The sequence below is a fragment of the Rhizobium sp. WYCCWR 11128 genome, from assembly GCF_013416305.1.
Taxonomy (GTDB): Bacteria; Pseudomonadota; Alphaproteobacteria; order Rhizobiales; family Rhizobiaceae; genus Rhizobium; species Rhizobium indicum.
Genome location: NZ_JACCEZ010000012.1, coordinates 99,322 through 111,030 on the forward strand (window position 1 = coordinate 99,322; position 11,709 = coordinate 111,030).

12 protein-coding genes are annotated in these 11,709 nt (G+C 61.2%); 7 read left to right on the top strand and 5 right to left on the bottom strand.

Going from position 1 to position 11,709, the window contains the following annotated elements; genetic code table 11:
- Window positions 1-124: 124 nt before the first annotated feature.
- The 4 genes from fabF to fabD all read right to left on the bottom strand — a co-directional run bounded on the left by fabF (window position 125) and on the right by fabD (window position 3,737).
- Window positions 125-1,387, bottom strand: a complete 1,263-nt coding sequence (fabF, locus tag HX898_RS27920) for a beta-ketoacyl-ACP synthase II (protein WP_062942139.1) — start codon at window positions 1,385-1,387, stop codon at window positions 125-127.
- A gap of 93 nt (window positions 1,388-1,480) precedes the next feature.
- Window positions 1,481-1,717, bottom strand: coding sequence for an acyl carrier protein (locus HX898_RS27925; RefSeq protein WP_003547058.1), 237 nt, complete (start codon window positions 1,715-1,717; stop codon window positions 1,481-1,483).
- Between the two features lie 286 nt (window positions 1,718-2,003).
- Window positions 2,004-2,741 (bottom strand): 3-oxoacyl-[acyl-carrier-protein] reductase, encoded by a 738-nt coding sequence (fabG, locus tag HX898_RS27930; RefSeq protein ID WP_164023022.1) that lies wholly within the window; start codon window positions 2,739-2,741, stop codon window positions 2,004-2,006.
- A 51-nt stretch (window positions 2,742-2,792) separates the two neighbouring features.
- Window positions 2,793-3,737 carry an ACP S-malonyltransferase gene (gene fabD, locus HX898_RS27935; RefSeq protein ID WP_180196373.1) on the bottom strand — a complete coding sequence of 315 codons (945 nt, stop codon included), beginning with the start codon at window positions 3,735-3,737 and terminating at the stop codon, window positions 2,793-2,795.
- A 215-nt stretch (window positions 3,738-3,952) separates the two neighbouring features.
- On the opposite strand from fabD, the gene HX898_RS27940 reads away from it, so the two are divergent.
- From HX898_RS27940 to alr, 7 genes are all read left to right on the top strand, one after another.
- On the top strand, window positions 3,953-4,996 hold the full coding sequence (locus tag HX898_RS27940; protein WP_180196374.1) for an aldo/keto reductase: 1,044 nt from the start codon (window positions 3,953-3,955) through the stop codon (window positions 4,994-4,996).
- A gap of 315 nt (window positions 4,997-5,311) precedes the next feature.
- Complete coding sequence (gene rpsF / locus HX898_RS27945) at window positions 5,312-5,779, top strand: 30S ribosomal protein S6 (RefSeq protein WP_003547040.1); 468 nt, start codon at window positions 5,312-5,314, stop codon at window positions 5,777-5,779.
- A 14-nt stretch (window positions 5,780-5,793) separates the two neighbouring features.
- Entirely contained in the window at window positions 5,794-6,042 is a 249-nt protein-coding gene (gene rpsR / locus HX898_RS27950; protein ID WP_003547038.1) for a 30S ribosomal protein S18, read from the top strand.
- Between the two features lie 159 nt (window positions 6,043-6,201).
- Complete coding sequence (locus HX898_RS27955) at window positions 6,202-7,188, top strand: hypothetical protein (RefSeq protein WP_011651242.1); 987 nt, start codon at window positions 6,202-6,204, stop codon at window positions 7,186-7,188.
- Between the two features lie 22 nt (window positions 7,189-7,210).
- Window positions 7,211-7,789, top strand: coding sequence for a 50S ribosomal protein L9 (gene rplI / locus HX898_RS27960; protein ID WP_011651241.1), 579 nt, complete (start codon window positions 7,211-7,213; stop codon window positions 7,787-7,789).
- A 375-nt stretch (window positions 7,790-8,164) separates the two neighbouring features.
- A complete protein-coding gene (locus tag HX898_RS27965) occupies window positions 8,165-9,661 on the top strand; it encodes a replicative DNA helicase (protein ID WP_027685267.1) in 1,497 nt (498 codons plus the stop codon).
- A gap of 93 nt (window positions 9,662-9,754) precedes the next feature.
- Window positions 9,755-10,924, top strand: a complete 1,170-nt coding sequence (gene alr / locus HX898_RS27970; protein ID WP_171599504.1) for an alanine racemase — start codon at window positions 9,755-9,757, stop codon at window positions 10,922-10,924.
- A gap of 12 nt (window positions 10,925-10,936) precedes the next feature.
- Here alr and HX898_RS27975 read toward each other — a convergent pair whose 3' ends face one another.
- Entirely contained in the window at window positions 10,937-11,572 is a 636-nt protein-coding gene (locus tag HX898_RS27975; protein WP_138328374.1) for a LysE family translocator, read from the bottom strand.
- Between the last annotated feature and the right edge of the window lie 137 nt (window positions 11,573-11,709).

The following is an 11,709-nucleotide window of genomic DNA, read 5'->3' on the forward strand; positions in this document are numbered from 1 at the left end:
CAGGTTCTGCCGCCGTTCAACGACGCCGCTGACGGTCGTTATGCTTTCGCACGCCCCCTTACGCAACGTAGAAGACGGCCGGTTTGCGGTGCAATGGAGACCCGTCACACCGCTTGCAGGACTCTTATTGCGCGTAACGGCGCAGTACGAGCGATGCATTCGTGCCGCCGAACCCGAACGAGTTGGACAGCGCCACATTGATGTCTCGCTCACGCGCCTTGTGCGGAACAAGATCGATCGCCGTCTCCCGTTCGGGATTGTCGAGATTGAGCGTCGGCGGCGCGATATTGTCGCGAATGGCGAGCGTGGTGAAGATCGCCTCGATCGCGCCTGCAGCACCAAGAAGGTGTCCTGTCGCCGACTTGGTCGAGGACATGGAGATCTTCGACGCCGCATTGCCGACCAGCCGCTCGACGGCGCCGAGTTCAATCGTGTCGGCCATGGTCGAGGTACCGTGGGCATTGATGTAGTCGATATCGGCCGGCGTCAGCCCGGCGCGCTTCAGCGCCATCGCCATGCAGCGGCCGGCGCCCTCGCCGTCTTCGGAGGGTGCGGTGATGTGATAGGCGTCGCCCGACAGGCCGTAGCCGACGATTTCGGCGTAGATCCTGGCGCCGCGCGCCTTGGCGTGTTCCAGTTCCTCGAGCACGACGATGCCGGCGCCTTCGCCCATGACGAAGCCATCGCGGTCGCGGTCATAGGGGCGCGACGCCTTTTGCGGATCGTCGTTGTGCTGGGTCGACAGCGCCTTGCAGGCGGCAAAGCCTGCCAGCGAAATGCGGCTCACGGGGGATTCCGTGCCGCCGGCGACCATGACGTCGGCATCACCAAGCGCAATCAAGCGCGCAGCATCCCCGATCGCATGCGCACCCGTCGAGCAGGCGGTGACGACCGAATGATTGGGTCCGCGCAGCTTGTGGCGGATCGAGACCTGGCCGGAGACGAGGTTGATCAGGCGGCCGGGAATGAAGAAGGGGGAGATGCGGCGCGGGCCTTTGTCGCGCAGGGTGTAACCCGCCTCGACGATGCCTTCGATGCCGCCGATGCCGGAGCCGATCAGCACGCCGGTGGCGATCTGGTCTTCATCGGTTTCAGGATGCCAGCCGGCATCGGCAAGCGCCATATCGGCGGCAGCCATGCCGTAGATGATGAAGGGATCGACCTTGCGCTGCTCCTTCGGCTCCATCCACTGATCGACATTGAAGGTGCCGTCGGTGCCGTCACCGATAGGAATGCGGCAGGCGATTTTGGCGGGAAGGTCGTCGACCTCGAATTCGGTGACGAGGCGGGCGCCGTTCTGACCGGCAAGCAGCCGGGACCACGTCACCTCGGTTCCGCATCCCAAGGGTGATACCATGCCGGTACCAGTGATGACGACACGTCTCATCGCGTGCTTTCCCCCGTCTCTTATGTTCTATGGAGAAATATGCCGAAAAGAAAAGGGCGGACTCCAGGCCCGCCCTTTCTCAAATTCACAGGATCAGGCCTGGGCCTTCTCAATAAACTTCACTGCATCGCCGACCGTCAGGATCGAGTCGGCAGCGTCGTCAGGAATTTCGACGCCGAATTCTTCTTCGAAAGCCATGACAAGTTCGACCGTGTCGAGCGAGTCAGCGCCCAGATCGTCGATAAAGCTGGCGCTCTCGACGACCTTGTCGGCATCAACGCCAAGATGATCAATAACAATTTTCTTTACGCGTTCTGCGATATCGCTCATGTCGGTTTCCTCGACCTTATGTCCTGATCGGAATGCCATCGCGGCACCCCTACCCTGTTTCAGCCTGCGATGTTTTCAGACATCCTCGGCAAACTCGTTTACCCGGCTTCAGAGATGTCCCAGGCTTGCAAAAAGCCCGCCGGTCCGTCTGCTTTCTCGGGACGACTGTTCACAGTCATGGCCCGCTTAACATGCTTTATGTCTGCCGCAAAGCCAGAAAATCAACGGTTCGTGATTGCTCAACATGCTATTGGCGGAATTATTCCCATGCCAGCGGTTTGTCGTTTCAGATCATCGCCATGCCGCCGTTTACGTGCAGCGTCTGGCCCGTCATATAGGCAGCCTCGGAGGACGCAAGGTAAGCAACCGCCGAAGCGACCTCGCCACCCGTGCCCATGCGCTTCATCGGGATCGCCCCCATGATCGCTTCCTTCTGCTTGTCGTTCAGCTTGCCGGTCATGGCGCTCTCGATGAAACCGGGCGCCACGCAATTGACCGTCACGTTGCGGGTGGCAATTTCCTGCGCCAGGGACTTGGTGAAGCCGATCATGCCGGCCTTGGAGGCGCAGTAATTGGCCTGCCCCGGATTGCCGGTGACGCCGACGACGGAGGTGATGTTGATGATGCGGCCATAGCGGCGGCGCATCATCGGATGCGTCAATTCGCGCGTCAGGCGGAAGGTCGATGTCAGATTCACTTCGATGACGCTGTCCCAGTCCTCGTCGCTCATGCGCACGAACAGGCCGTCGCGGGTGATGCCGGCATTGTTGACGAGGATGTCGACGCCTTCAAGATCGGCCTCGGCCTTCTGGCCGAGCGCCTTGACCTCATCGCGGTCGGAGAGGTTGGCCGGGAAGATCTTGACGCGCTCGCCGAGATCGGCGGCCAGCGCTTCCAGCTTCTCGACGCGGGTGCCATGCAGGCCGACGATGGCGCCCTGCTTATGAAGAAGGCGGGCGATTTCCTCGCCGATACCGCCCGATGCGCCTGTGACGAGAGCCTTGCGGCCGGAAAGATCGAGCATGGAAACGTTCCTTATAACAGGGACACCAAATCCGGTGTCCGGGGATACCAATCAGGCCATGAGGGCGGCGACGGCCGCGTCGATATCCGCCGGACCGTTGACGGAGATGCCGTTGATCGTCTTGTCGATGCGGCGGGCAAGGCCGGTCAGCACCTTGCCGGAACCGAGTTCATAAAGCGTTGTCACGCCATTTCCGGCGAACCATTCCACCGTCTCGCGCCAGCGGACCTGACCGGTCACCTGCTCGACCAGCAGGCTGGCGATCTCGTCGGCGCCGGTCACCGGGGCGGCACGGACATTGGCGATGACGGGCACGACAGGATCGGACTTGGCGACTTTTGCCAGCGCTTCGCGCATGGCGTCGGCGGCGGGCGCCATCAGCGTCGAATGGAACGGAGCAGAGACCGGCAGCAGAATGGCGCGCTTGGCGCCCTTGTCGGTCGCAAGGGCCGCCGCCTTTTCGACAGCTGCCTTCTCACCCGAGATGACGATCTGGCCGCCACCATTGTCGTTGGCGATCTGGCAGGCGCCGACGGCAGCGGCTGCCTCACAGACGGCAACGACGTCGGCATGTTCGAGGCCGATGATCGCGGCCATGGCGCCGACGCCGACGGGGACGGCGGCCTGCATGGCATTGCCGCGGATGCGCAACAGCCGTGCAGTATCGGCGAGCGAAAAGGTGCCGGCGGCGCAAAGTGCCGAATATTCGCCGAGCGAGTGGCCGGCGACGTAGGCGACCTTGGACTTCAGATCCAGCCCTTTGGCTTCGAGAACGCGGACGACGGCGATCGAGACGGCCATCAGCGCCGGCTGGGCGTTCGCGGTCAAGGTCAACGTATCCTCGGGACCGTTGAACATGACGTCCGAAAGCTTTTCACCGAGTGCCTCATCGACCTCTTGGAAAACGGCGCGGGCTTCGGCAAAATTCTCGGCGAGATCCTTGCCCATGCCGACGGCCTGACTGCCCTGACCGGGAAAAGTGAAAGCAATGGTCATTCTCATGTTCCCTGGCTCATGCCCCTGAATACGCCCCTTGAGGCTGTTTTGCCTCCAATTGACATTCTTTCCGGCAGAGTCAAGTGGTGGCTCATTCTCCGCAAAGCCTTTCGCACGCGCGCAAAAGCCCGGTTTTTGCTCTTGCGCTCCGCCAAATCCAGCCTAGATTTGCGCGAACCCTCCCAAGGCTGTCACCTCTCTCCCAAGGTTTTTCCATGAAGTACAATTCGCTAGGCCGCACCGAGATTTCCGTTTCAGAGATTTGCCTTGGCACCATGACCTGGGGTTCGCAGAACAGCGAAGCCGATGCGCATGCGCAGATGGACTACGCCGTCGAAAAGGGCGTCAATTTCTTCGATACGGCCGAACTTTATCCGACCACCCCGATTTCGGCCGCGACGCAGGGCTGGACGGAAGACTATATCGGCAGCTGGTTCAAGAAGACCGGCAAGCGCGGCGATATCGTGCTCGCCACCAAGGTCGCAGGCCGCGGTCGCGACTATATACGTGGTGGCGAAGGTGCCGATGCAAAGAATATCCGCCTGGCGCTCGAAGCCAGCCTGGCGCGCCTGAAGACGGATTACGTCGACCTCTACCAAATCCACTGGCCGAACCGCGGCCATTTCCATTTCCGTCAGAACTGGAGCTACAATCCCTTCAACCAGGATCGCGACGAGGCCGTCGCCAATATGCTCGACATCCTGGAAACGCTTGGCGCGCTGGTGAAGGAAGGCAAGATCCGCGCGATCGGCCTTTCCAACGAAACCACCTGGGGCATACAGAAATATCTGACGCTCGCCGAACAGAAGAGCCTGCCGCGGGTCGCCAGCGTCCAGAACGAATACAACTTGCTCTACCGCCATTTCGACCTCGATCTCGCCGAACTCTCGCATCATGAGGATGTCGGGCTGCTCGCTTATTCGCCGCTCGCCGGCGGCATCCTCTCCGGCAAATATGTCGATGGCGGCAGGCCGAAGGGTTCGCGCGGCTCGATCAACCACGATATCGGCGGTCGCCTGCAGCCGCTGCAGGAGCCGGCGACCAAAGCCTATCTGGAGATCGCTGCAACATACCGCCTCGACCCGGCAACAATGGCGCTCGCCTTCTGCCTGTCCAGGCCCTTCATGGCCTCGGCCATCATCGGCGCGACCTCGATGGAGCAGTTGAAAATCGATATCGGCGCGGCAGACATTACGCTTTCGAACGAGATCCTGGCGGAAATCGCCAAGGTGCACCGGCAGTATCCGCTGACGCTTTGACCCTATTTGTTTGGCGCCTGCCCGATGCGGACCATTGGCCGGCATCGGGTTCGGGTGTCCGATTACGCTTGCCTTTGCCCAAAAAATCCGTATAAGCCGCCCTGTTCGTTAACCCGGTCTTCTGGCTGGTGGCTGAACGGAGGGCCGGTTTCCTCACGGAAATCGTTCGGAACGGAAGCGTTCCAGCCTCCCGTGTCTCCGCTCTCGACCGTCTCGGAAACGCTTTCTTGCCTGGGTCCGCCCAATCAGGAGCAGTCGTTGAGGCTTAGCCGCCGAATATCGGGTTGAACCAAACGCAAGAAAGGCAAAGCTGTCATGGCTCTTTATGAACATGTATTCCTTGCCCGGCAGGATATTTCCGCTCAGCAGGTCGATGCCCTCGTAGAACAGTACAAGGGTGTGATCGAAGCGAATGGCGGTAAGGTCGGGCGTATCGAGAACTGGGGCCTCAAGTCCCTCACCTACCGCATCAAGAAGAACCGCAAGGCGCACTACGCCCTGATGGACATCGATGCACCGGCTGCTGCCGTCCAGGAAATGGAACGTCAGATGCGCATCAGCGAAGACGTTCTTCGCTACATGACGATCGCCGTCGAGAAGCATGAAGAAGGTCCGTCTGCCATGATGCAGAAGCGCGACCGTGACGACCGTCCGCGTGAAGGCGGCCGTGGCCCGCGTGAAGGCGGCTTCGGTGATCGCGACCGTGGTCCGCGTCCGCCGCGTGAAGGTGGCTTCGGCGATCGTGACGACCGTCCGCGCCGTCCGCGCGAAGACCGTGTATAAGGGAGATCTGAGATATGTCTGAAACTTCCTCCGCTCCGGTCCGCCGCCCGTTCCATCGCCGCCGCAAGACCTGCCCGTTCTCCGGCGCCAACGCGCCGCGGATCGACTACAAGGACGTACGCCTGCTGCAGCGCTACATTTCCGAGCGCGGCAAGATCGTTCCGTCCCGCATCACGGCCGTTTCCCAGAAGAAGCAGCGCGAACTCGCTCAGGCGATCAAGCGCGCCCGTTTCCTCGGCCTGCTGCCCTACGTCGTCGCCTGATTATCGGCCGACGCACACACTCTTGAGGGAAGGCATTCGTGCCTTCCCTTTTCCCTTCCGCGATGGGCGCGGATCGGAACTCCTAAAACCCATGTTGAGACGTTTCTGAATTTGATTCAGCAACATCCTCTAACTGCTTGATGAAGCAGGACAGCGACCTTGAAACGACCGAACATTAAAACGCTGCTGATCGGCGCACTCGCCGGATTGACCGCCGCCCTGCTGGTGCTGGGCGCGAGCATGCAGCCGTCGTTTTTCAGCGCGCTTCTCTACACGGCCTCGGCTCTGCCGATCCTGATCGTCGGGCTCGGCTGGGGCAATACCGCCGCGGTCTCGGCCGTCGTCAGCGCCGCGGCACTCGGCGCGATCCTGATCTCGCCTTCCTTCGCGCTGATCATGACGATGGTGACGCTGCTGCCGGCCGGTTGGCTCAGCCATCTCGCCAATCTGGCGCGTCCGGCCGCCGAACTCGGCGGACCCGACCATCTGCTTGCCTGGTATCCGCTCTCCGACATTCTGCTGCATCTCTGCGGTCTGGTGACCCTCGCCGTCATCGTCATCGGCGTGATCATCGGCTACGGGCCTGAGATTACCGATCCGATCGTCGATCTGCTGATCACCTCGCTCAAGCAGCAGCAGCCGGAATTCATGCCCGATCCGGCAGCGACAGCGCAGACCAAGTCGCTGATCCTGCTGATGCTGCCGGCTTTGCAGGGCGGCATGTGGGTCAGCATGCTGTTTGCCGCCTATTATTTCGCCGTGCGCATCGTTGCAGCCTCCGGCCGCGGCCTTCGCCCGCGCGAGGATATTCCCTCGTCGCTGCGGATGAACCGCAACTCGATCTTCATCTTCCTGGCCGGACTTGCCGCCTGCTTTTTCGGCGGCGTCCCGGCGCTGGTCGGTGCGACCGTGATCGGCGCCTTCGGTGCCGGTTTCATGCTTTCCGGTTTCGCCTCGCTGCATTTCCGCACGCGCGGCAAGGACTGGCGCATACCAGCCCTCATCCTCTGCTATCTGGCCTCGATGCTCATGCTGCTGCCAGCTCTCCTCATCCTCGTCCTCGGTCTCAGCGATACGCGCAAGGCGATCGCACTGACCCCGACGAAAGATGCTGATGCCCCCAAACAATCCGATACGAAAATCTGAGACACAAGAAAGGAAAAAGAAAATGCAAGTCATCCTTCTCGAACGCATCTCCAAGCTCGGCCAGATGGGCGAAACCGTAAAGGTTCGCGACGGCTTTGCCCGCAACTACCTGCTGCCGCTCGGCAAGGCGCTGCGCGCCAACGCTGCCAACAAGACCCGCTTCGAAGCCGAGCGCGCGACGCTCGAAGCCCGCAACCTCGAGCGCAAGTCAGAAGCCCAGACGGTCGCCGACGTTCTCGACGGCAAGTCCTTCATCGTCGTGCGCTCCGCCGGCGAAACCGGCCAGCTCTACGGTTCGGTTGCTGCCCGTGACGTCGTCGATATTCTCGGCGCCGAAGGCTTCAACATCGGCCGCAACCAGGTTCACCTCAACACGCCGATCAAGTCGATCGGCCTGCACAAGGTCGAGCTGCAGCTACATGCCGAAGTCGAAATCCACGTCGAGCTGAACGTTGCCCGTTCTGCCGAAGAGGCAGAGCGCCAGTCCAAGGGCGAAGAACTCACCTCGGTCGACGCGATCTACGGCGTCGACGAAGACGCGCTGCGTCCGGAAGACTTCTTCGATCCGGAAGCCGACGGCGTCGACGAAGACGAAGCATAATTCTCGTCGGAGTGATCCGCGTGAGGGAAAGCCCGGCCATCGCGCCGGGCTTTTTCGTTTCCACCCCTTCGATATGAGCCGCCGATCGGCTCGCTTCTTTTAAGGGGATTTTCCGGATGTTTTTGCTGCGTGCCTTATCGCATCGCGCTAAAGTAGCGTTCTCCGAAACGGATGGGCTGAGTCGGCGCCATGCCGTGTCGTGCGGGTGACACTGCCAGTATTTCTCCTTTGTGTCGCCCAAGACTGTGGAGAAGTCGAACAACGTGCACAGCGTTCAGGATTTAGGCGAAGCGAGCCCCCGCTCCTTTCGTAGCCTCTTGATTTTCGCGTCCGGAATTGCAAATCCGGAACTGGAAAAAGACAGAACGGATGATGATGAACGACGCCGCTCGAAAGATTACAGCTGTTGCCTCGTCAGAGCAGCACTACCGCGAAGCGCCCAACAATATCGAAGCCGAGCAGGCGCTTCTGGGTGCAATCCTGATGAACAACGACGCCTATTACCGGGTGTCAGACTTCCTGAAGCCGATCCATCTCTATGAACCGCTGCATCGGAAGATCTTCGAGGTTGCCGGCGATATCATCCGCATGGGCAAGATCGCCAATCCGGTGACGATCAAGACCTTCCTGAAGGCCGACGAGAAGGTCGGCGACATGACGGTTTCGCAATATCTGGCGAGCCTGGTCAGCAATGCCGTCACCGTCATCAATGCCGAGGATTACGGTCGGGCGATCTACGACCTGGCGCTGCGCCGGGCGCTGATCACCATCGGCGAGGACGTCGTCAACATCGCCTATGACGCGCCGCTCGACATGCCGCCGCAGTCGCAGATCGAGGATACCGAACGCCGCCTCTTCGAACTGGCGGAAAACGGTCGCTACGACGGCGGCTTCCAGGCCTTCAACGATGCGGTCGCGCTGGCGATCGACATGGCGGCCGTCGCCAAGGAACGTGACGGCGGGCTTTCCGGCATTTCCACCGGCATCCATTCGCTGGATTCCAAGATGGGCGGTTTGCAGCGGTCGGACTTGATCGTGCTTGCCGGACGCCCCGGCATGGGCAAGACCTCACTTGCTACAAACATCGCCTACAATATTGCGGCCGCCTACGAAGGCGAAGTCCAGTCGGACGGCAGCATGAAGGCGAAGAACGGCGGCGTCGTCGGTTTCTACTCGCTCGAAATGTCGTCCGAACAGCTTGCCACCCGTATCATCTCCGAGCAGACGGAAGTCTCCTCCTCGAAGATCCGCCGCGGCGACATCAACGATGCCGATTTCGAAAAGCTCGTCGCCTGCTCGATGATGATGCAGAAGGTGCCGCTCTTTATCGACCAGACCGGCGGCATCTCGATCGCCCAGCTTTCGGCCCGCGCGCGCCGTCTGAAGCGCCAGCGCGGCCTCGACGTGCTTGTGGTCGACTACATTCAGCTGATGACCGGCTCGGGCAAATCCAGCGACAACCGCGTGCAGGAAATCACCCAGATCACCACCGGCCTCAAGGCGCTCGGCAAGGAGCTCAACGTTCCGATCATCGCGCTGTCGCAGCTCTCGCGTCAGGTCGAAAGCCGCGACGACAAGCGGCCGCAGCTGTCCGACCTTCGCGAATCCGGCTCGATCGAGCAGGACGCCGACGTCGTGCTCTTCGTGTTCCGCGAGGAATATTACGTCAAGAATTCGGAGCCGCGCGACATCCACGATCCGAAATATCCGGAATGGGAAGCGCTGTTCGACAAGGTGAAGGGCACGGCCGACGTCATTATCGCCAAGCAGCGCCACGGGCCGACGGGCACGGTGAAGCTCGCCTTCCAGGCGGAATTCACGCGCTTTGCCGATCTCGCCGATCCCTCCTTCACCCAATATGAAGAGCACTGATCGTGGGCCGGTGCTGCAACGCAGCGGCCGGACTTTCCCCCGACAATATTGACCTCTAAACTGGCCGGAGAATCCTTCTCCGGCCTCTTTTCGATGTGGATCATGAGCGAATTTTTCGACGCCCCCGAAGACGACAACTTTGCCTCAGCAGGCCTGCGGTTGACCGTCGACCTGACCGCTCTGACGGAGAACTGGCGCGACATGGCGCGCCGCTCCGGTGCGGCGCGCGCCTCGGCGGTCGTCAAGGCAGATGCCTATGGCATGGGCATCGAGGATGCCGGCGAAGCGCTCTACATGGCAGGCGCGCGCGACTTCTTCGTCGCGACCGTCGACGAGGGCGTGACGCTTCGCCTCTATGCGCCCGAGGCGCGCATCTTCGTGCTCTCAGGCATCTGGCCAGGCACCGAGCGGCGCTTCTTCGACAATGATCTAGTGCCGGTGATTTCCTCCGACGAGCAGCTCGCCTTCTGGATGGCGGTGCTTGCCGATTACGGCGACTACCCCTGCGCGCTGCATGTCGATACCGGCTTCAATCGACTCGGACTGCATATCGACGATGCGATCGCGCTCGCCAACGACGTCTCACGGCCGGCGAGCTTCGCGCCCGTGCTTGTCATGAGCCACCTCGCCTGCGCCGATGATCCCACCCATGCGATGAACCGGCAGCAGCTCGAATCATTCCACAGGGTTAGCGCCGCTTATGAAGGTATCGATTCAAGCCTTGCCGCCTCGGCCGGCATCTTTCTCGGTGAGGATTATCACTTCGACCTGACCCGCCCCGGCATCGCGCTCTATGGCGGCGAAGCGGTCAGCGGCATGGCGAACCCGATGCGGCCGGTGGCCACGGCAGAAGCGCGCATCATCCAGGTGCGCAGCGTCGAAGCCGGCGAGACGGTCAGCTATGGGCGGGCGCTGCAGCTTCCCCGCGAAAGCCGGCTGGCGATCGCCTCGGCCGGCTATGCCGACGGCTACATGCGCAGCCAGTCGAGCGGCGGTGTGCCGCTGCGCCAGGTGGTGCCGCAAGGCGGGCAAGGTTTCATCGCCGGACACAAGGTTCCGGTTGCCGGCCGGATCACTATGGACCTGACGATCTTCGATATCACCGACCTGCCTGACAACGCCGTGCGCGCCGGGGATTATGTCGAGCTGTTCGGAAAGAACATGCCGGTGGACGATGTGGCGCGGACATCCGGCACGATCGGATACGAGATTCTGACCAGCATGGGGCTGCGCCACGAACGGCGCTACGTGGCCGAGGATTAGCGGCCGTTCTATTCAACGGCTGCTGAGGGCGAGACGGACACCGAGCGCCACGAAAAGCGCACCGAGGCCGCGATCGAGCCAGAGGCCGATTTTTTGATTATGCCTGATTGCATCCGCAAGGCGCCCGCCGAGAAGGACGAGCGGCGGTTCGATGAAGGCGGCGACGACGATAATGAGCGCGCCATGCAGCATGAGCTGAGCCCATGCCGGCCCTGCCCCTTCGACGACGAACTGCGGCAGGAAGGCCAGGAAGAATATCGCCACTTTCGGATTGAGCAGCGACACCAGAATTCCCTGCCGATAGATTCTTGCAACCGGCAAACTTTCACCAGCAGCCGTTATCAGGCCATCGCCGCCACCGGAGCGCAAAGCCTGAATGCCGAGCCAGACGAGATAGGCCGCACCGATCCATTTGACCGTCGAGAAGGCGACGGCGGAAGCGGCAAGTATGGCAGAGAGGCCGAGTGCAGCCATCAGTACATGCAGGCAGGCGCCGGACCAGACACCGAACAGCGCCGAAAAACCGGCACGTTTTCCGCTTCTCATCGTGTGACCGAGGATGAAGGCGATGTCGGGGCCGGGCGAGAGATTGAGCAGAACCGCCGCCGACAGAAATGCAAGCCAGTGCGCAAACGAATAATCGAACATCTTCACCATTCCAGATAAGCAGAAGCAAAGGATAGGCATCGGTGCGCTGATGGGGAAATCATTAGTTTTGATCCGTTGCGATAGCCATTATCTCAAGCACGACAATGATTCGATGAAGCGGCGCGTCGCTTCACTCG

Excerpts from the sequence above, each read along its gene's own strand:
- HX898_RS27975 (WP_138328374.1), bottom strand. The coding sequence starts at position 11,572 with ATGTTCGATTATTCGTTTGCGCACTGGCTTGCATTTCTGTCGGCGGCG.
- rplI (WP_011651241.1), top strand. The coding sequence starts at position 7,211 with ATGCAAGTCATCCTTCTCGAACGCATCTCCAAGCTCGGCCAGATGGGC.
- rpsF (WP_003547040.1), top strand. The coding sequence starts at position 5,312 with ATGGCTCTTTATGAACATGTATTCCTTGCCCGGCAGGATATTTCCGCT.
- fabF (WP_062942139.1), bottom strand. The coding sequence starts at position 1,387 with ATGAGACGTGTCGTCATCACTGGTACCGGCATGGTATCACCCTTGGGA.
- rpsR (WP_003547038.1), top strand. The coding sequence starts at position 5,794 with ATGTCTGAAACTTCCTCCGCTCCGGTCCGCCGCCCGTTCCATCGCCGC.
- fabG (WP_164023022.1), bottom strand. The coding sequence starts at position 2,741 with ATGCTCGATCTTTCCGGCCGCAAGGCTCTCGTCACAGGCGCATCGGGC.
- alr (WP_171599504.1), top strand. The coding sequence starts at position 9,755 with ATGTGGATCATGAGCGAATTTTTCGACGCCCCCGAAGACGACAACTTT.
- fabD (WP_180196373.1), bottom strand. The coding sequence starts at position 3,737 with ATGACCATTGCTTTCACTTTTCCCGGTCAGGGCAGTCAGGCCGTCGGC.
- HX898_RS27940 (WP_180196374.1), top strand. The coding sequence starts at position 3,953 with ATGAAGTACAATTCGCTAGGCCGCACCGAGATTTCCGTTTCAGAGATT.
- HX898_RS27965 (WP_027685267.1), top strand. The coding sequence starts at position 8,165 with ATGAACGACGCCGCTCGAAAGATTACAGCTGTTGCCTCGTCAGAGCAG.
- HX898_RS27925 (WP_003547058.1), bottom strand. The coding sequence starts at position 1,717 with ATGAGCGATATCGCAGAACGCGTAAAGAAAATTGTTATTGATCATCTT.